The sequence below is a fragment of the Streptomyces sp. NK08204 genome (genome assembly GCF_020400585.1).
Classification (GTDB): Bacteria; Actinomycetota; Actinomycetes; order Streptomycetales; family Streptomycetaceae; genus Streptomyces.
Genome location: NZ_JAINVF010000004.1, coordinates 400,582 through 420,322 on the forward strand (window position 1 = coordinate 400,582; position 19,741 = coordinate 420,322).

The following is a 19,741-nucleotide window of genomic DNA, read 5'->3' on the forward strand; positions in this document are numbered from 1 at the left end:
CGCGCAATTGGCTCGGCCGCCGCACATCGCCGCACTCTCGAATTGCAGTGCGGGAGGTCGCTCGAACCGGGCTGCGGTCCGACGTTCCGTCATGAGGCGCATGCCATGGGCGGGTTGGTGGCACGATGGTTCTGGCGGGGGTGCGCGGGGCCGTACCCCTTGGCCGGTGGGGCGGATCGACCGAGGGCGTGATCAGTTGTGGCCATTTCAGTGTCTGTGGTGCTGTTGTTGGCGATCATCCTCGTGGTGCTGATCCGAGGCGGGAACATCAAGACCGGCCCCGCCGTCGTCGCGGCCCTCTTCGGCTTCTTCCTCGCCTCGACCGGCATGGCGCCGACCATCAACCGGTTCCTGAACTCGCTGGCCGACACCATAGGTTCGATCAAATTCTGACCCGGAGCGGTCGACGGGCGGAGCCGGACAACCAGAAGCCGGACAACCGAACCCATGGCGGACGTGCGGGGAGGCGCTGCGCGACTCGGACCCGGCGGACGCGGGCGGCTACCGGATCGAGGACCGCCTCGGCAGCGGCGGTACGGGCATGGTGACCCCGCCCGGTCCGTCTCCGCTTCCGCCTCCGCCGTCCGCCGTCCACAACCACGCGGCCTCCCGGGCCGACCGGCCGGCCGTCCTGGCCTGCGCCCCCTCGTCCTGGTCGGCGACGCCCTCCACGTCCCCCAGGGCATGCGCTCGGTCCGCACCGCGGCCGTGAGCCGAGGGGTGTCCCGTGCCGCGGGACTTCGAGAGGGCTGAGGTGCCGCAGCGGCTACGGGCTATGCGCTGGTCGACGGCGTCGGTTCCCGGCGGTGCTCCAGCCATGTGCGACTCAGGTCGTCCCAAACCCTTTGATATCTCTCGAAAACCTCACCGAGCTGGTCATACGTAAGATCATCGACGGCCGTCGATGCCATCAGGTACTCGAGGTCGTCGGCAAGACGCTGGAACCGGTACTGCGCTTCCTCCATCAGGATCCACCGGGAGCGCCAGTCGAAGAACGGTTCGAGGGCCCCGAGCAACGTCCCCACGGCCACCAGCGCAAAGGCCAGACCCGCCCATGTGTTCAGGTTCTGCAGGCCCAGAATGACGGTGGACGCGGCGGACAGCGCCAGCGTCAGCATCTTGATCACCGAAGCGCTTCGGCGGAACCTCAGCTTCTTGCCACGGGCGTAGTCGTTGCCTTGCCGGATCTTGTCCAGCAGCAGTGCGGCCGTCTCCCTCGGGCTGAGACCGACACCGGGTCCACTGTTCGGCTGCACTCCGCCCCCAAAGATTCCTCGCCACCGCGCGGCTCGACCTGGCAGACGTCGGCCTGCAACTGTCCGGTTCCGCAGTGCCTCGCCCGCCGGCCGACGGGGGCGCTCGAAGGGGCGCGCAGGGGGCTCGGTGGACTGATCGTGGCCTGCGAAACGATCAGGGCCAGGCGGAGGAAAGATCCTCTGACCTGGCCCTGAATCGGATGGAGCGGGCGACGGGAATCGAACCCGCGTAGCTAGTTTGGAAGACTAGGGCTCTACCATTGAGCTACGCCCGCAGCAGTGCGCCGCAGGTCGGTGACCTCGGCACTGGAGGCATCGTAGCGGGTCGCCCGCCGCGGAGGCCAACGCCTTGTACCGCGGGACGCCACGCGCTGGGATTCACCCGCGGTGCTGCACAAACCTGCCGCCCTGTTCGGCCAAGCCATGTACCCTACGTGTCGCACCAGACGGGGTGTGGCGCAGCTTGGTAGCGCGTCCGCTTTGGGAGCGGAAGGCCGTGGGTTCAAATCCCGCCACCCCGACCACCGGCTCGACGGCACGGATGATCGCCTTTTGGGGCGCTGACCGGCTGCGGTTACTATGCAAGCTGCGCGCCCGTGTGTCCCGGCCCATTCGGCCTATGTACTCCTCCGGGCGGCGAAATCCGCCGGACCAGTCTGGCTCCGGCAGAACCCAAGAAGTCAGCCACAAGGAGACCGAACCGTGAAGAGCGCCGTGGAGACCCTGAACCCGACCCGGGTTCGGCTCACTGTCGAGGTGCCCTTCGAGGAGCTCAAGGACAGCCTCGACGCGGCGTACAAGAAGATCAACCAGCAGGTCACGGTGAAGGGCTTCCGCAAGGGCAAGATCCCCGCCCGGGTCATTGACCAGCGGTTCGGTCGTGGCGCGGTGCTGGAGGAGGCCGTCAACGACGCGCTTCCGAAGTTCTACACCGAGGCGGTCAACGACGCGGAGCTGAGCCCGCTGGGCCAGCCCGAGGTCGACATCACCGAGCTGAAGGACGGCGAGACGCTGAACTTCACCGCCGAGGTCGACGTCCGCCCGGCCCTCGAGATCCCGGACTACTCCGGCATCGAGGTCGAGGTCGACGCCGTCGAGGTCACCGACGAGGACGTCGAGAAGTCGGTCGAGCAGCTGCGCGAGCGCTTCGCCTCCACCTCCCCGGTCGAGCGTGCCGCCGAGGACGGCGACGTCGTCACCATCGACCTGCAGGCCAAGGTCGACGGCGAGGTCCTCGAGGACGGCATCGCCAGCGGTGTCACCTACACCATCGGCTCCGGTGAGCTGCTGGACGGCATCGACGACGCCGTCAAGGGCCTGTCCGCCGACGAGGAGGCCACCTTCACCTCCGAGCTGAAGGGCGGCTCCGCGGCGGGCAAGGAGGCCGAGGTCACCGTCAAGGTCACCCAGGTCGCCGCGCGTGAGCTGCCGGAGCTGGACGACGAGTTCGCGCAGCTCGCCTCCGAGTTCGACACCCTGGACGAGCTGAAGGCCGACAGCCGCAAGCGGCTGGCGAACATGAAGCAGTTCGACCAGGCCACGCAGGCCCAGGAGCGCGTCCTGGAGAAGCTGCTGGAGCTGGTGGAGGTCCCGGTCCCCGAGAAGCTGCTCGAGGACGAGATCAACACCCGCAAGCACAACCTGGAGCACCACCAGCTGGCGCAGATGGGCCTCACCCTCGACAAGTACCTGGAGATCCAGGGCAAGACCGCCGAGGAGTTCGACGCCGAGACCCGCGAGGCCGCGGTCAAGGGCATCAAGACCCAGTTCGTCCTGGACGAGCTGGTCAAGAAGGAGCAGCTCAACGTCAACCAGGAGGAGCTGACCGAGCACCTCATGCGGCGCGCTGCCTCCTCCGGCATGTCCCCCGACCAGTTCGCCCAGGCCGTCGTCGAGGGCGGCCAGGTGCCGCTCCTGGTCGGCGAGGTCGCCCGCGGCAAGGCCCTGGCCGTCGTGGTCGAGGCCGCCACGGTGAAGGACACCAACGGCGAGGTCATCGACCTGGACGACGAGGACGAGGACGAGACCGAGGCCGCCGCCGAGACGGCCGAGGCCACCGAGGACCAGCCGGAGGCCTGAGCGGCCGTACGGCGCGTCTGACGGCGTAGTCGGGCCCCGGGGGACTGCCCCCGGGGCCCGCTTGTCATACCGGCCCGTGGTGGCCGTCGAGGCCCCCACGACGGCCCCCGCCCCGCCGGAGCCGCTACGCCCCCGGCGAACACCCCCATCTCCGGGATTCCCCGAAGGGGCCTGAGCGTTAGGGTCCATGAATACGGGGGCAGGGGAGTCTCCTGAAAGCCCCCGCCAGCCTCCGGCAGGACGACGTGAGACGGCCCGGCGCCGTCGTAAAGACGAGCAGGTGGATACGTGACGAATCTGATGCCCTCCGCCGCCGGCGAGCCCTCCATCGGTGGTGGCCTCGGCGACCAGGTCTACAACCGGCTGCTCAACGAGCGGATCATCTTCCTCGGCCAGCAGGTCGACGACGACATCGCCAACAAGATCACTGCGCAGCTGCTGCTCCTCGCCGCAGATCCCGACAAGGACATCTACCTCTACATCAACAGCCCCGGCGGCTCGGTGACGGCCGGCATGGCGATCTACGACACCATGCAGTACATCCCGAACGACGTCGTCACGATCGCCATGGGCATGGCGGCCTCGATGGGTCAGTTCCTGCTCACCGGCGGCGCCGCGGGCAAGCGTTTCGCGCTGCCCCACGCCGACATCATGATGCACCAGGGCTCCGCCGGCCTCGGCGGAACCGTCTCGGACATCAAGATCCAGGCCGAGTACCTCATGCGCACCAAGAAGCGCATGTCCGAGCTGACCGCGCTCCACTCCGGCCAGACGGTCGAGACGATCATCCGCGACGGCGACCGCGACCGCTGGTTCACCCCGGAAGAGGCCAAGGAGTACGGTCTCATTGACGAGATCATCACGCACGCCTCGGGTGTTCCGGGAGGCGGCGGCACCGGTGCCTGACCGGCCCGGCCACGCCAGACACCGCCACGACCCAAGCCCCCAGAACGCCACCAGGACGGTGAACACCCTCATGAGCAACTTTCCCGGCGCCGCCAGCGGTATGTACGAAGGGCCCCGCCCCGACAGCCGCTACGTCATTCCGCGCTTCGTCGAGCGCACTTCCCAGGGCATCCGCGAGTACGACCCGTACGCGAAGCTCTTCGAAGAGCGCGTGATCTTCCTGGGCGTCCAGATCGACGACGCCTCCGCCAACGACGTCATGGCGCAGCTGCTGTGCCTGGAGTCGATGGACCCCGACCGGGACATCTCGATCTACATCAACAGCCCCGGTGGCGACATGACCGCCCTGACGGCGATCTACGACACGATGCAGTTCGTCAAGCCCGACATCCAGACGGTGTGCATGGGCCAGGCGGCCTCCGCCGCCGCCATCCTGCTCGCCGCCGGTACGCCCGGCAAGCGCATGGCGCTGCCGAACTCCCGGGTGCTGATCCACCAGCCGGCCGGCTCCACCGGCCGCGGGCAGCTCTCCGACCTGGAGATCATCGCCAACGAGTTCACCCGGATGCGCACGCAGCTGGAGGAGATGCTCTCCAAGCACTCCGGGCAGCCGATCGAGAAGGTCCGCGAGGACATCGAGCGCGACAAGATCCTCACGGCCGAGGAGGCGCTCCAGTACGGCATCGTCGACCAGATCATCTCCACCCGGAAGATGAACAACGCCGCTGTCCGCTGAACCGGAACGGCTACTCTGTGCCCCTCTTGGCGCGGTCCACGTCAAAGTGAACCGTGCCAAGGGGGGCCCGAACACGGGGCCCGGCAAGGTACCGTCGGACATAAGGCAGCACCAGGAGCCGCTGGACTCGAAAGCGTCCGAGCGTCTCCCAGGCGAAGGGGAAGCACACCGTGGCACGCATCGGTGACGGCGGCGATCTGCTCAAGTGCTCGTTCTGCGGCAAGAGCCAGAAGCAGGTCAAGAAGCTCATCGCAGGGCCCGGTGTGTACATCTGCGACGAGTGCATCGATCTCTGCAACGAGATCATCGAGGAAGAGCTGGCCGAGACCAGCGAGGTGCGCTGGGAGGAACTCCCCAAGCCCCGCGAGATCTACGAGTTCCTCGAGGGCTACGTCGTCGGCCAGGAAGCCGCCAAGAAGGCGCTCTCCGTCGCCGTCTACAACCACTACAAGCGCGTGCAGGCGGGCGAGAACGGCAGCGCCAACGGCCGCGACGACGCGATCGAGTTGGCGAAGTCCAACATCCTCCTGCTCGGCCCGACGGGCTCCGGCAAGACCCTCCTCGCGCAGACCCTCGCGCGCATGCTGAACGTGCCGTTCGCCATCGCCGACGCGACCGCGCTGACGGAGGCGGGCTATGTCGGCGAGGACGTGGAGAACATCCTCCTCAAGCTGATCCAGGCCGCCGACTACGACGTCAAGAAGGCCGAGACCGGCATCATCTACATCGACGAGATCGACAAGGTGGCCCGCAAGAGCGAGAACCCGTCGATCACCCGGGACGTCTCCGGCGAGGGCGTCCAGCAGGCCCTGCTGAAGATCCTGGAGGGCACCACCGCCTCCGTCCCGCCGCAGGGCGGACGCAAGCACCCCCACCAGGAGTTCATCCAGATCGACACGACGAACGTGCTGTTCATCGTGGGCGGCGCCTTCGCCGGCCTGGAGAAGATCATCGAGGCGCGTGCGGGCGCGAAGGGCATCGGCTTCGGTGCCACGATCCGCTCCAAGCGGGAGCTGGAGTCCAAGGACGTCTTCGAGGACGTCATGCCGGAGGACCTGGTCAAGTTCGGCATGATCCCCGAGTTCATCGGCCGTCTGCCGGTGATCACGAGCGTCCACAACCTCGACCGCGAAGCGCTCCTGCAGATCCTGGTCGAGCCCCGCAACGCGCTCGTCAAGCAGTACCAGCGCCTGTTCGAACTCGACGGCGTGGAGCTGGACTTCGAGCGCGAGGCCCTGGAGGCCATCGCCGACCAGGCCATCCTCCGCCAGACCGGCGCCCGCGGCCTGCGCGCCATCATGGAGGAGGTCCTCATGTCCGTGATGTACGAGGTCCCGTCCCGCAAGGACGTGGCCCGCGTCGTCATCACGGCGGACGTCGTTCACTCGAACGTGAACCCGACCCTGATCCCGAGGGACGCCCGCGGGCGGGGGACGGGCGAGCAGAAGACGGCCTGAGCATCCCGGCATCGGCCTCTTGGCACCGGCGTCCCGGCAACGACACGCAGACAACGACACGCAGGCAACGAAACGGGCAGGCCCCCACCGTGGGGTGCCTGCCCGTCCGCGTGCCGGACGACGAGGGCCGGACTAGCTCTTCACCCGCACGTCGTTGCGCAGCTTGGCCGCCAGGTCCGCCGCGTCGTCGACCGAGCCGCCGTCGCCCGAGGCCAGGGAGGCGACGCTGTACGACGAGACGATGGCGATGGTGCTGTGGTCGCCCCAGATGCAGATCGGCATCTTGATGCTCTTCGGCATCCCCGCGTCCTCGGGGGACGAACTGGTGCTGTCGATCTGGGCCACCTGGCACTTCATGATGCCGTTGGAGAAGCCCGACGGGTGGACGGCCTCGGGGCTGCCGAGCAGTTTGCCCTTGGTGTCGGAGTCGCCGTGGTCCTTCTCGGACTCCTTCTTGGCCTTGGCGAACATGGCGTCGACCACCGCCTCGGGGTCGTCGATCGTCCCGTAGACGCCGCTGAAGGAAAGCCCCTTCTTGGTCAGCCCGGTACCGCTCTCGTAGCCCGCGCTCACCTGCGTGGGGTTCTTCACCCCCCACTTCTCGAAGTCCGAGCGGTCGGAGTCGCTGATGTCCGAGGAGTCCGAGTCGGTGGACTTCGAGTAGGTGGCGCTGATCACCTTGTCCGGCGTGGTCAGCTTGTGCGGCCCGTCGTCCGCGACGCCGCCGCTGCCACTGCCGCTCCCGAGGAGGAAGGCCGCGCCCACCGCCACGGCGGCCACCACGGCCACCGCGCCGATGATCAGACCGGTCTTCTTCTTGCCGCCGGCCGGGGCCGGGGGCTGCGCCATGCCGTAGGGCTGCTGGCCGTACGGGGCCTGCTGGCCGTACGGGTTCGGCTGCGGGGGCATGCCGCCCTGCTGCGGGTAGCCGTACCCGGGCTGCGGGGCCGGAGGGGCCTGCTGGGGGTAGCCGTAGCCGGGCTGGGGTGCCTGCGGCTGCTGGCCGTAGGGGCCCGGCTGGCCGTACGGACCCGGCTGCCCCGGCTGGCCGTAGGGACCCGGCTGCTGGGGCGGCGGTCCACCGTACGGGCCCGGCTGGTTGTAGCTCATTTCTGGGTTCCCCTCCAGATGCTTATGTGATCCTGACATCCTGGACCAAGCCCGGAAGGCGCACGGCACCGGGGGCCTCACCGTTACAGAACAAAGGCGTTTCGGGACCGCGCCGTGACACCTCTAAACTGAGCTCCGTGACCGAGAACGCTCAGCAGCAGCCACCCGCGCCCGACACCGAACTGCCGACCCAGTACGCGCCGGCCGATGTAGAGGGGCCGCTGTACGAGCGCTGGGTAGAGCGCGGTTACTTCGAGGCGGACGCGAAGAGCGACAAGCCGCCGTACACGATCGTCATCCCGCCGCCCAACGTCACCGGCAGCCTCCACCTGGGGCACGCCTTCGAGCACACCCTCATCGACGCGCTGACCCGTCGTAAGCGCATGCAGGGCTACGAGACGCTGTGGCAGCCCGGCATGGACCACGCCGGCATCGCCACGCAGAACGTCGTCGAGCGGGAACTGGGCAAGGAAGGCAAGTCCCGGCACGACCTGGGCCGCGAGGCCTTCGTCGAGCGGGTCTGGCAGTGGAAGGCCGAGTCCGGCGGCCAGATCAGCGGGCAGATGCGCCGTCTGGGTGACGGCGTCGCCTGGTCGCGCGAGCGCTTCACCATGGACGAGGGGCTCTCCCAGGCCGTCCAGACCATCTTCAAGCGCCTCTACGACGACGAGCTGATCTACCGCGCCGAGCGCATCATCAACTGGTGCCCGCGCTGTCTGACGGCCATCTCGGACATCGAGGTCGAGTACCAGGACGACGACGGCGAGCTGGTCTCGATGACGTACGGCGAGGGGGACGACACCATCGTCGTCGCCACCACCCGTGCCGAGACGATGCTCGGCGACACCGCCGTCGCCGTCCACCCGGACGACGAGCGCTACAAGCACCTCGTCGGCAAGCTCATCAGGCTCCCGCTGACCGACCGTTCCATCCCGGTCGTCGCCGACACGCACGTCGACCCCGAGTTCGGTACCGGTGCCGTCAAGGTGACCCCGGCCCACGACCCGAACGACTTCGAGATCGGCCAGCGCCACAACCTGCCGTCCCTCACCGTCATGGACGAGCACGCCGTCATCACGGTCCACGGCCCCTTCCAGGGCCTGGACCGCCTGGAGGCCCGCTCCGCCATCGTCGCCGCGCTGCGCGCCGAGGGCCGGATCGTCGCCGAGAAGCGGCCCTACGTCCACTCCGTCGGCCACTGCTCGCGCTGCAAGACCACCATCGAGCCGCGCCTGTCCATGCAGTGGTGGGTCAAGGTCGGCCCGCTGGCGAAGGCGGCCGGCGACGCCGTCCGTGACGGACGCGTCAAGATCCACCCGCAGGAGATGGAGAAGCGGTACTTCGACTGGGTCGACAACCTCCACGACTGGTGCATCTCGCGGCAGTTGTGGTGGGGCCACCGCATCCCGGTCTGGTACGGCCCGAACGGCGAGGTCGTCTGCGTCGGCCCGGACGAGCAGCCGCCCACCGGCGAGGGCTGGCACCAGGACACCGACGTCCTCGACACCTGGTTCTCCTCCGGCCTGTGGCCCTTCTCCACGCTGGGCTGGCCCGAGCGGACCGAGTCGCTCGCGAAGTTCTACCCGAACTCCGTCCTGGTCACCGGCTACGACATCCTCTTCTTCTGGGTCGCCCGGATGATGATGTTCGGCCTGTACGCGATGGACGGCACCCCGCCGTTCCACACCATCGCCCTGCACGGCATGGTCCGCGACCAGTTCGGCAAGAAGATGTCGAAGTCCTTCGGCAACGCGGTCAACCCGCTGGACTGGATGGACAAGTACGGCTCCGACGCCCTGCGCTTCACCCTCGCCCGCGGCGCCAACCCGGGCGTCGACGTCCCGATCGGCGAGGACTGGGTCCAGGGCTCCCGCAACTTCGCCAACAAGATCTGGAACGCGACCCGCTTCGCGCTGATGAACGGCGCGACGGTGGACGGCCCGCTGCCCGAGCCGTCGGCGATGTCGGCGACGGACCGCTGGATCCTGTCGAGGCTGAACTCGGTCGTCGCCGAAGTCGACGCGTACTACGAGGACTTCCAGTTCGCCAAGCTCTCCGACGCCCTGTTCCACTTCGCGTGGGACGAGGTCTTCGACTGGTACGTCGAGCTGTCCAAGACGACGTTCCAGGCGGGCGGCGAGGCGGCCGAGGTCTCCAAGCGGGTCCTCGGCGAGGTCCTGGACGTCACCCTGAAGCTGCTGCACCCGGTGGTCCCGTTCGTCACGGAGACCCTGTGGACCACGCTGACGGGCGGCGAGTCCGTGGTCATCGCCGACTGGCCGGACGCTGTGTCTGTTCCTGGTGCTGACGCACCGGGCGGCTTCCGTGACGTCGACGCCGAGCGGGAGATCGAGACCCTCCAGTCCGTCATCACCGAGGTCCGCCGCTTCCGCGCCGACCAGGGCCTGCAGCCCGGCCAGCGCGTCCCGGCCCGTCTGACGCTGGACGGCACGGCGCTGGCCCCGCACGAGGCGGCCATCCGCCAGCTGCTGCGTCTGCAGCCGGAGGGCGAGTCCTTCACGGCGACCGCCACCCTGCCGGTGGCGGGTGCGGAGGTGGCGCTGGACCTCTCCGGCACGATCGACGTCGCGGCGGAGCGCAAGCGCCTCGCGAAGGACCTCGCGGCGGCGGAGAAGGAGAAGGCCCAGGCCACGGCCAAGCTGGGCAACGAGGCGTTCCTCGCGAAGGCCCCGGACCAGGTGGTGGAGAAGATCCGCACGCGCCTGGCCAAGGCGGACGAGGACATCGCCCGCATCCAGACCCAGCTGGAGCGGCTTCCCGCCGCATGAGCCGCGCGGCGGCACCCCGCGAGCGCGGGTGAGCGAACCACCCTGACGGCAACCGAAGGCCCCCGGAACTTTCCGCTCCGGGGGCCTTCGCCCATGTCTGTCACCGCCGCTCCGTAGACTGACCCTGTGAGCGACCACGGCAACGACGACCAGCCCGACCCCCTCGACAGCTTCGACGAGATCATCGAAGCCGAAACCACCCGCGACCCCGACCTCGCGGTGATCGAGGCCGGCAGCCGCACCCTGCGCACCCAGGGCGGCCCGCCGCAGGCCGACGTACCCGCGCGACCGGAGGACCCGGAGGTCGACAAGGCCCTGCGCGAGGTGGAGGCGGAGCTGGCCACCCGCTGGGGCGAGACCAAGCTGGAGCCGTCGGTCAGCCGGATCGCCGCGCTGATGGACGTGCTGGGCGAGCCGCAGCGCTCGTACCCCTCCCTCCACATCACCGGCACCAACGGCAAGACCTCCACCGCCCGCATGATCGAGGCCCTGCTCGGCGCCTTCGAGCTGCGCACGGGCCGCTACACCAGCCCGCACGTGCAGTCGATCACCGAGCGCATCAGCCTGGACGGCGCGCCGGTCGCCGCCGAGCGGTTCATCGAGACGTACCAGGACATCAAGCCGTACGTCGAGATGGTCGACGCCGCGCAGGAGTACCGGCTCTCCTTCTTCGAGGTGCTCACCGGCATGGCGTACGCGGCCTTCGCGGACGCGCCGGTGGACGTCGCCGTCGTCGAGGTGGGCATGGGCGGCTCCTGGGACGCCACCAACGTGATCGACGCCGATGTCGCCGTGGTCACCCCGATCGACCTCGACCACACCGACCGGCTCGGTGAGACGACGGCGCAGATCGCCGCCGAGAAGGCCGGGATCATCAAGCAGGGCGCGACCGTCATCATGGCGCAGCAGCCGGTGGAGGCGGCGCAGGTGCTGCTGAAGAAGGCGGTCGAGGTCGATGCGACCGTGGCCCGCGAGGGGTTGGAGTTCGGGGTCGTGGCCCGGCAGGTCGCCGTCGGCGGACAGCTGCTCACGCTGCGCGGTCTCGGCGGCGAGTACACCGAGGTGTACCTGCCGCTGCACGGAGCCCACCAGGCGCACAACGCCGCCGTGGCGCTCGCCGCCGTCGAGGCGTTCTTCGGCGTCGGCGCGCAGCGCGTGGAGCCGCTGGACATCGACACCGTCCGCAGGGCCTTCGCGGCCGTCTCCTCGCCGGGCCGGATGGAGGTCGTACGGCGCTCTCCCACGGTGATCCTGGACGCCGCGCACAACCCGGCGGGCGCGCGGGTGACCGCGGAGGCGGTGCAGGAGGCGTTCGACTTCAGCCGGCTGATCGGCGTGGTCGGCGCCAGCGGCGACAAGAACGTGCGGGGGGTGCTGGAGGCCTTCGAGCCGATCTTCGCCGAGGTCGTCGTCACGCAGAACTCGAGCCACCGCGCCATGGACGCGGACGAGCTGGCCGCGATCGCCGTCGAGGTGTTCGGCGACGAGCGGGTCCAGGTCGAGCCGCGGCTGCCGGACGCCCTGGAGGCCGCGATCACGCTGGCCGAGGAGGAGGGCGAGTTCGCGGGCGGTGGGGTGCTGGTCACCGGCTCGGTCATCACGGTGGGCGAGGCCCGCCTGCTTCTGGGAAAGGGCTGAGGATTCCGTCGTGCGTACGCTCTGCTCATCGACCCTGATCGGCGAGTTCTTCATCATCGGCTTCGCCGGTCTGGTGGCCATGAAGGACCCGGACCTGTCGACCTCCACCGTGTGGCTGGTCAGCGGTATCGCCATGGCGTTGTGCGTGCTGCTGTGCGGCATGGTGACCCGGCCGGGCGGCGTCGCCCTCGGCTGGGCCCTGCAGCTCGGCCTGATCGCCTCCGGTCTGGCCGTCCCGACGATGTACTTCCTCGGGGCGGTGTTCGCGGGGCTGTGGTGGGCGTCGGTGCGCTTCGGCAGACAGGTGGACGCGGCCAAGGCGCGTTTCGCCGCCGAGGCCGAGCAATCCTCCGCGGCTGACGCTGCGTAACCGCCCCCCGGACACGCCCTGTAACCTCGTCCCACCGCACACGTCAGTCACAAGGAGTACCCCGTGAGCCAGCGCACCCTCGTCCTGCTCAAGCCCGACGCCGTCCGTCGCGGTCTGACCGGCGAGATCATCAGCCGTATCGAGCGCAAGTCCGGCTGGCAGATCACCGCGCTGGAGCTGCGCACCCTGGACCGCGCCACGCTGGAGCAGCACTACGCCGAGCACGTCGGCAAGCCCTTCTACGAGCCGCTGGTCGACTTCATGTCCTCGGGCCCGGTCGTCGCGCTGATCGTGGAGGGCGAGCGGGTCATCGAGGGTGTCCGCCAGCTGGCCGGCCCCACCGACCCGATCGCCGCCGCCCCGGGCTCCATCCGTGGCGACTTCGGCGTGATCGTCCGGGAGAACCTGATCCACGCCTCCGACTCCGAGGAGTCCGCCGAACGCGAGGTGAAGATCTTCTTCCCGGGCCGTGCCTGAGAAGCGGCGCCGGGCTGGCATTCCGGCAAAAATCTGACGGGGTATCAACTCCATGGGGTCTCCCCCGGGGGCCCCGACCTGGGACGGCCGTGCTTTTTCGGCCGTCCCTTGGCATATGCGTTGCCGATCGGGGGAACGTGTGCCCCCGATGGACCGTCTCCACAAGCGAGGCGGCGCGTCATCTGCTGACAATGACGAAGACCCTCGCGCAGTGTTCGTGCAGGCGCGTCTACGATGGAGCCTTCACGTCACAGCACCCACCTCGCCAACCTGAAAAGCCCTCAAAAGCTCGTGGGAAGGCCAGACGAATCCTGATGGGGAACTCAATGTCGTTCATCGGCCGTGACATGGCTGTCGACCTCGGGACCGCCAACACGCTGGTGTACGTCAGGGGTCGCGGGATCGTACTCAACGAGCCGTCCGTCGTCGCCATCAACACCAACACCGGTGGCATCCTCGCGGTCGGTGCCGAAGCGAAGAAGATGATCGGCCGGACGCCGGGCAACATCGTCGCCGTGCGTCCGCTGAAGGACGGCGTGATCGCCGACTTCGAGATCACCGAACGGATGCTCCGCTACTTCATTCTGAAGATCCACAAGCGGCGCTACCTCGCCCGGCCGCGCGTGGTCGTCTGTGTGCCCTCGGGCATCACGGGCGTCGAGCGCCGCGCCGTCATCGAGGCGTCCACCCAGGCCGGCGCCCGCCAGGTGCACATCATCGAGGAGCCCATGGCCGCCGCCATCGGCTCCGGCCTGCCGGTCCACGAGGCCACGGGCAACATGGTGGTGGACATCGGCGGCGGCACCACGGAGGTCGCGGTCATCTCGCTCGGCGGCATCGTCACCGCACAGTCCATCCGCGTCGCGGGCGACGAACTGGACAACGCGATCATCCAGTACATCAAGAAGGAGTACAGCCTTCTGCTGGGTGAGCGGACGGCCGAGCAGATCAAGATCACGATCGGTTCGGCGTACGACCTCGACACCGACGAGCACACCGAAGTCCGCGGCCGGGACCTGGTCTCCGGGCTGCCCAAGACCGTCGTCATCTCGGCCGCCGAGGTCCGCAAGGCGATCGAGGAGCCGGTCAACGCGATCGTCGACGCGGTCAAGACGACCCTCGACAAGTGCCCGCCCGAGCTGTCCGGCGACGTCATGGACAGAGGAATCGTTCTGACCGGCGGCGGGGCCCTGCTGCGCGGCCTGGACGAGCGTCTGCGGCGGGAGACCGGCATGCCGATCCACATCGCCGAGGACCCGCTGGACAGCGTCGCCCTCGGTTCCGGCAAGTGTGTCGAGGAGTTCGAGGCGCTCCAGCAGGTTCTGGACGCCCAGCCGCGCCGATGACATCGACGTGTCGGTCGGTTCCGCCGTACGAGATGTTCTCCTCTCGTACGGCGGATCATTGGTGCAGACGCTGACGCAGACATTGATATAGAGGCATAAGCTGCCAAAAAATGGGCCCCTTGGGTTTGTGCTTCGCCAGACGGCACCGTCCGGGGGTCCCCGCATTCCTACTCGAGGAAGGGCACGGCCGCCGCACGTGAGGGACACGAAAGAGAGCCGGCTGCTCCTGGTCCTGCTGATCGCCATCGCGTTCGCGCTGATCACGGTGGACATCCGAGGGGGCCGGAACTCCCCGGTCGACGGAGCACGGCACGCCGCCGCCGCGGTGTTCGGCCCCATCGAGAACGGACTGTCCTCGGCGGTCGAGCCGGTCGGCAACGCCGTCTCCGCCGTCCGTGACTCCGGCAGCCGCCACAACCGGCTCGCCGCGCTGGAGAAGGAGAACGCGGCCCTCAAGGCCAAGCTCGGCAGCGACGACCGCAACCGCAGCCGCCTCAAGCAGCTCGACAAGATGCTGAAGGTCGCCGGCGAGGGCCAGTACGGCATCAAGGGCGCCCAGGTCATCGCCATAGGGTCGGCGCAGGGCTTCTCCTGGACCGTCACCATCGACGTGGGCGCCAACGACGGCATCAAGCGCGACATGACCGTGCTCAACGGCGACGGGCTGGTCGGCCGCGTCACCACCGTCGGCCCGGACACCTCCACCGTGCTCCTCGCCAACGACCCGGACTTCACCGTCGGCACCCGCCTGGAGGGCAGCGACGAACTCGGCTTCGCCTCCGGGCAGGGCGACCGCCCGCTGCGCGTGGAACTGCTCAACGGCAAGGCCGAGGTGAAGAAGGGCGACCGGCTCGTCACCTTCGGTTCCCAGTCGGACAAGCCCTTCGTGCCCGGCGTCCCGGTCGGCGTGGTCTCCCGCGTCGACCCCTCCGGCGGCGGCCTCACCCGCACCCTCTACGTCACGCCGTACGTCGGCTTCACCAAGCTCGACATCGTCGGCGTGGTCGTCCAGGCGCCCAAGAAGGACCCGCGGGACACCGTGCTGCCGGCCCAGCCCAAGCCGATCCCGAGGCCGACGGTGACCGTCACGGTCACCCCCTCGGCCGACGCACCCGCCGACAGCCAGCAGCAGTAGGAGCCTTTCACCTCATGCGCCTCAACCGGATCCTGCTCGCCTCCGCGCTGGTCGTCGCCGCCCTGGTGATCCAGGTGAGTGTCCTGGCCCGGCTGCACCTGCCGGGCGCTGTGCCCGACCTGCTGCTGCTCACCGTCCTGGCCCTCGCCATGGTGTACGGCCATGTCGGCGGCGCCCTCGTCGGCTTCGGCGCGGGACTCCTCGCCGACCTCGCCCCGCCGGCCGACCACGCGGCCGGCCGGTACGCGCTCGTGCTGTGCGTCGTCGGCTACTTCGCCGGACTCATCAAGCCGGAGAACGGCCGTCTGAGGTCGGCGACCGGCCCGATGGCCGTCGTGGTCGCCGCCGCGATCGGCTCCACCCTGCTCTACCTGGGCGTCGGCGCCCTCATCGGCGACACCGCCGCCCGCCATGTCGGCCTGACCGGCCTGCTGTTCTCGGCCGCCCTGTACGACCTGCTGCTCGCCCCGTTCGTGGTCCCCGCGCTCATGTGGCTGGCCCGCCGCGTCGACAACGACCCGCTCACCGAGACCGGCCCCGCCGCCCAGAGCACCGACATCTCCACCGGCTGGCTCTCCTCCGGCACCGGTCTGCGCATCGGCTCCCAGCGCGGCGGCCTCGGCGCCCTGAAGGCCAAGGCCCGCACGCGATCGGCCCGGGTCGGCCGCATCAAGGGGGTCAAGCGGCTGTGAGCCACGGCGAGTTCGACGATGTGTTCGACGAGGGGCTCAGTGGCGAGTTCACCCGAACGGGGCGGCTTTCGCGGAACGCGGGCTCACGGTCCGGTCGTTCATCATCCGTACGCACACATCCGGTTCGCGTACACACGTTCGCGTACTGAGAGGGGGAGACAGCCGCAGTGACCAACATTCCCGAGACCGGGCGGACCCCACGGGTCCAGACCCGCCTCGTCGTGATCCAGATCCTCGTCCTCTCCCTCCTCGGCACGCTCGGCGGCCGGCTGTGGTACCTGCAGATCCGGGAGGGCGCCGAGTACCAGAAGGAGGCGTCCGGCAACCACGTCCAGCAGGTCGTCCAGCCCGCCGTCCGCGGCGACATCCTGGACGCCCGCGGCGTGCCGCTCGCGGACAACGAGACCCGGCTGGTGGTCTCCGCCTCCCGCACCGACCTGCTCAAGCAGCAGGACGGCGGCAAGACCGTCCTCGCCAAGCTGGCCGGTGTCCTCGGCATGAAGACCGAGGAGGTCAGGCAGAAGGTCCGGCTGTGCGACGCCAAGACCCCCCAGCCCTGCTGGAACGGCTCGCCCTACCAGCCGATCCCGATCACCGACAAGGCAACTCCCAAGCAGGCCCTGCAGATCCGTGAGCGCGCCGAGGACTTCCCCGGCATCACCGCCGAGCCCGAGGCCGTGCGCCGCTACCCGGGCCCCGGCAAGTCCAACACCGCCCAGGTGCTCGGCTACCTCTCGCCGGTCACGGACGACGAACTGCAGAAAGCCAAGAACACCGACTCGCCCTACCTGCGCTCCGACATGGTCGGCCGCTCGGGCCTGGAGCGCCAGTACGACAAGCAGCTTCGTGGCAAGGCCGGCGTCACCCGCTACGAGGTCGACAACCTCGGCCGGGTCATCGGCAAGGCCAAGGCGGACCGGGCCGAGTCCGGTTCCAATCTGGTCACCAGCATCGACTCCCGCGTCCAGCGGGTCGCCGAGTACGAGCTGGACAAGGCGATGAAGGTCGCCCGCGAGCAGTTCGACAAGGTCACCGGCGAGAGGTACAAGGCCGACTCCGGCGCCGTCGTGGTGATGGAGGCCAAGACCGGCCGGATCGTCGCCATGGCCTCGGCGCCGACCTACGACCCGAACGTGTGGGTCGGCGGCATCTCCGCCAAGGACTACAAGGCCCTCACCGGCAAGAACTCCGACTACCCGCTGCTCAACCGGGCCATACAGGGACAGGCCGCGCCCGGCTCGACCTTCAAGGTGGTCTCCACGGCCGCCGCGGTCAACGCCGGCTACGTCTGGGACGGCGGCTACCCGTGCACCAGTTCGTACTCGGTGGGCGGCCAGGTCTTCAAGAACTTCGAGGGCGAGAACTTCGGCCCGATCTCCCTCGGCCGCGCCCTGGAGGTCTCCTGCGACACCGTCTTCTACGGCCTCGCCGACCGGGAGTGGAAGCGGGACGGCGGCATCAACCCCAAGAAGGGCCAGCCCAAGGACTACTTCTTCAAGACCGCCCACCAGTTCGGCCTGGGCCGGGAGACCGGAGTCGACCTGCCCAACGAGGTCACCGGCCGCGTCCCCGACCGCCAGTGGAAGCTCGACTACTGGAAGGCCAACAAGGACGCCTGGTGCAAGTCCGGCAAGAAGGACGGCTCCTACGTCGAGAAGATCGCCTACGAGAACTGCCTCGAAGGCAACAAGATGCGCGAGGGTGACGAGATCAACTACTCCATCGGCCAGGGCGACACCCTCGTCACGCCGATCCAGGAGGCCGTGATCTACGGCGCCGTCGCCAATGGGGGCACCATGTACCAGCCCACCATCGGCAAGGCGATCGTCAGCGCCGACGGCAAGACCATCACGCCCATCAAGCCCAAGGTCAGAGGCAGGCTGCCGGTCAGCCAGGCCACCCTCAAGGGCATGGACGACGCCTTCGCAGGCGTCATCACCCGCGGTACGGCCGCCTGGAAGTTCGGCGGCTGGCCGCAGGACAAGATCCCGCTGCACGCCAAGACCGGTACCGCCGAGGTCTACGGCAAGCAGACCACCTCCTGGCTGGCCACCTACTCCAAGGACTACACGGTGATCATGACGATCGCCCAGGCCGGTACGGGTTCCGGCGCCTCCGGTGAGGCCGTGCGCAACATCTACAGCGCCCTCTACGGCGTCCAGGGCGATGGCTCCATCGACAACAAGAAGGCGCTGCTGCCCGAGCCCGAGAAGAGCCTGCCGAAGGTCCGCGCGGACGGCACCATCGCCGCCCCCAAGATCACCGATGACCCGGCGAAGGACAACGAGAAGGCCCAGCAGGCCGAGCAGGACGGCCCCAACCCCGCCGACGACCAGCAGCCCCCGGCCACCACGGCCTCGCCCGGCACCGGCGGCAACCGCGACACCCGCAGACGGCCCCGTGGCCGGGGCACCCGAGGCGGCCGGAGGACGCTCGCATGACCAGCGCCAACAGCTTCTCCGTCTCCGGGTACGGCCCCGAGCGCGCCGGCTGGACCAGAATCTTCGCCCGTGACTCGCTGACCCGCCGCCTCGACTGGCCGATACTGCTCGCGGCCACGGCGCTGTCGCTGATCGGCTCCCTGCTGGTGTACTCGGCGACCCGCAACCGCACCGAGATCAACCAGGGCGACCCGTACTTCTTCCTCGTCCGGCACCTGCTGAACCTCGGCATCGGCCTCGCCCTGATGATCGGCACCATCTGGCTCGGCCACCGCGCCCTGCGCAATGCCGTGCCGGTCCTCTACGGCGTGTCGGTCCTGCTGTCCCTGGTGGTCCTCACCCCGCTCGGCGCCACGATCAACGGCCAGCGCAACTGGATCGTCATCGGCGGCTTCTCGGTCCAGCCCGCGGAGTTCCTCAAGGTCGCGATCATCCTGGGCATGGCGATGCTGCTGGCCGCACGGGTGGACGCGGGCGACAAGCCGTACCCCGATCACCGGACGGTGATGCAGTCCCTGGGCCTGGCCACCGTCCCCATCCTGATCCTTCTGCTCATGCCGGACCTCGGCTCGGTCCTGGCCATGGTGGCCATCATCCTCGGCGTGCTGCTCGCCTCCGGCTCCTCCAACCGCTGGGTCTTCGGCCTGCTCACCGCCGGCGTGATCGGCTGTATCGCCATCTGGCAGCTGCACATCCTGGACCAGTACCAGATCAACCGCTTCGCGGCCTTCGCCAACCCGGACCTCGACCCGGCCGGCGTCGGCTACAACACCAACCAGGCCCGCATCGCCATCGGCTCCGGCGGACTGACCGGCGCAGGCCTCTTCCACGGCTCGCAGACCACCGGCCAGTTCGTCCCCGAGCAGCAGACCGACTTCGTCTTCACGGTCGCGGGGGAGGAACTGGGCTTCCTCGGCGCGGGCCTGATCATCTTCCTGCTCGGCGTGATCCTGTGGCGCGCCTGCCGCATCGCCCGCGACTCGTCCGAGCTGTACGGCACGATCGTCGCCGCCGGGATCGTGGCCTGGTTCGCGTTCCAGGCCTTCGAGAACATCGGCATGACCCTCGGCATCATGCCGGTCACCGGCCTGCCCCTGCCGTTCGTGTCCTACGGCGGCTCGTCCATGTTCGCGGTGTGGATAGCGGTGGGGCTGCTGCAGTCGATCAAGGTGCAGAGACCCATGTCGGCGTAGGACCTGCGACGGTCCGGCCGTAGTCGCGTGCGGTGGCCGGCCGGGCCTCGCCCTTGGTCCCCGGACGGCGGGGACAACCAGGGCGCCCTCTGCCATATCGGCCCCTCGGCCACTAG

The 19,741-nt window shown here is 68.9% G+C and carries 16 protein-coding genes and 2 tRNA genes; 15 read left to right on the plus strand and 3 right to left on the minus strand.

From position 1 onward, the window contains the following. Window positions 1-198 precede the first annotated feature (198 nt). Complete coding sequence (locus K7G59_RS09525; RefSeq protein ID WP_225832162.1) at window positions 199-393, plus strand: hypothetical protein; 195 nt, start codon at window positions 199-201, stop codon at window positions 391-393. A 380-nt stretch (window positions 394-773) separates the two neighbouring features. Here the strand turns inward: K7G59_RS09525 and K7G59_RS09530 are convergent, their stop codons facing one another. Continuing rightward, window positions 774-1,256, minus strand: coding sequence for a DUF4231 domain-containing protein (locus K7G59_RS09530; protein ID WP_225832164.1), 483 nt, complete (start codon window positions 1,254-1,256; stop codon window positions 774-776). A gap of 201 nt (window positions 1,257-1,457) precedes the next feature. After that, window positions 1,458-1,531: transfer RNA gene (locus K7G59_RS09535), tRNA-Gly, on the minus strand. Between the two features lie 172 nt (window positions 1,532-1,703). Between K7G59_RS09535 and K7G59_RS09540 the strand changes: the two genes are divergently transcribed. From K7G59_RS09540 to clpX, 5 genes are all read left to right on the plus strand, one after another. Further along, a tRNA-Pro gene (locus K7G59_RS09540) sits at window positions 1,704-1,780 on the plus strand. A 178-nt stretch (window positions 1,781-1,958) separates the two neighbouring features. After that, a complete protein-coding gene (gene tig, locus K7G59_RS09545; protein WP_225832166.1) occupies window positions 1,959-3,335 on the plus strand; it encodes a trigger factor in 1,377 nt (458 codons plus the stop codon). Window positions 3,336-3,635: 300 nt separating this feature from the next. After that, entirely contained in the window at window positions 3,636-4,241 is a 606-nt protein-coding gene (locus K7G59_RS09550; protein WP_189984334.1) for an ATP-dependent Clp protease proteolytic subunit, read from the plus strand. Between the two features lie 70 nt (window positions 4,242-4,311). Then, window positions 4,312-4,977, plus strand: a complete 666-nt coding sequence (locus tag K7G59_RS09555; RefSeq protein WP_225832168.1) for an ATP-dependent Clp protease proteolytic subunit — start codon at window positions 4,312-4,314, stop codon at window positions 4,975-4,977. A gap of 170 nt (window positions 4,978-5,147) precedes the next feature. Further along, entirely contained in the window at window positions 5,148-6,434 is a 1,287-nt protein-coding gene (gene clpX, locus K7G59_RS09560) for an ATP-dependent Clp protease ATP-binding subunit ClpX (RefSeq protein WP_225832170.1), read from the plus strand. Window positions 6,435-6,566: 132 nt separating this feature from the next. Here clpX and K7G59_RS09565 read toward each other — a convergent pair whose 3' ends face one another. Then, complete coding sequence (locus tag K7G59_RS09565; RefSeq protein WP_225832171.1) at window positions 6,567-7,544, minus strand: hypothetical protein; 978 nt, start codon at window positions 7,542-7,544, stop codon at window positions 6,567-6,569. A 137-nt stretch (window positions 7,545-7,681) separates the two neighbouring features. Between K7G59_RS09565 and K7G59_RS09570 the strand changes: the two genes are divergently transcribed. From K7G59_RS09570 to rodA, 9 genes are all read left to right on the plus strand, one after another. Further along, entirely contained in the window at window positions 7,682-10,333 is a 2,652-nt protein-coding gene (locus K7G59_RS09570) for a valine--tRNA ligase (RefSeq protein ID WP_225832173.1), read from the plus strand. 126 nt (window positions 10,334-10,459) lie between these two features. After that, on the plus strand, window positions 10,460-11,971 hold the full coding sequence (locus K7G59_RS09575) for a folylpolyglutamate synthase/dihydrofolate synthase family protein (RefSeq protein ID WP_225832175.1): 1,512 nt from the start codon (window positions 10,460-10,462) through the stop codon (window positions 11,969-11,971). Between the two features lie 10 nt (window positions 11,972-11,981). Next, window positions 11,982-12,341 carry a DUF4233 domain-containing protein gene (locus K7G59_RS09580; RefSeq protein WP_225832177.1) on the plus strand — a complete coding sequence of 120 codons (360 nt, stop codon included), beginning with the start codon at window positions 11,982-11,984 and terminating at the stop codon, window positions 12,339-12,341. Window positions 12,342-12,404: 63 nt separating this feature from the next. Next, window positions 12,405-12,818 (plus strand): nucleoside-diphosphate kinase, encoded by a 414-nt coding sequence (gene ndk / locus K7G59_RS09585; protein ID WP_225832202.1) that lies wholly within the window; start codon window positions 12,405-12,407, stop codon window positions 12,816-12,818. Between the two features lie 326 nt (window positions 12,819-13,144). Next, complete coding sequence (locus K7G59_RS09590) at window positions 13,145-14,164, plus strand: rod shape-determining protein (RefSeq protein ID WP_225832279.1); 1,020 nt, start codon at window positions 13,145-13,147, stop codon at window positions 14,162-14,164. Between the two features lie 196 nt (window positions 14,165-14,360). Next, entirely contained in the window at window positions 14,361-15,299 is a 939-nt protein-coding gene (mreC, locus tag K7G59_RS09595) for a rod shape-determining protein MreC (RefSeq protein ID WP_225832204.1), read from the plus strand. A gap of 14 nt (window positions 15,300-15,313) precedes the next feature. Beyond that, entirely contained in the window at window positions 15,314-15,991 is a 678-nt protein-coding gene (gene mreD / locus K7G59_RS09600) for a rod shape-determining protein MreD (protein WP_225832206.1), read from the plus strand. Between the two features lie 167 nt (window positions 15,992-16,158). Next, window positions 16,159-18,432 (plus strand): penicillin-binding protein 2, encoded by a 2,274-nt coding sequence (gene mrdA / locus K7G59_RS09605; protein ID WP_225832209.1) that lies wholly within the window; start codon window positions 16,159-16,161, stop codon window positions 18,430-18,432. Continuing rightward, entirely contained in the window at window positions 18,429-19,625 is a 1,197-nt protein-coding gene (gene rodA, locus K7G59_RS09610) for a rod shape-determining protein RodA (protein ID WP_225832212.1), read from the plus strand. The genes mrdA and rodA overlap by 4 nt, the downstream gene beginning before the upstream one ends. The last annotated feature ends 116 nt before the right edge of the window (window positions 19,626-19,741 follow it).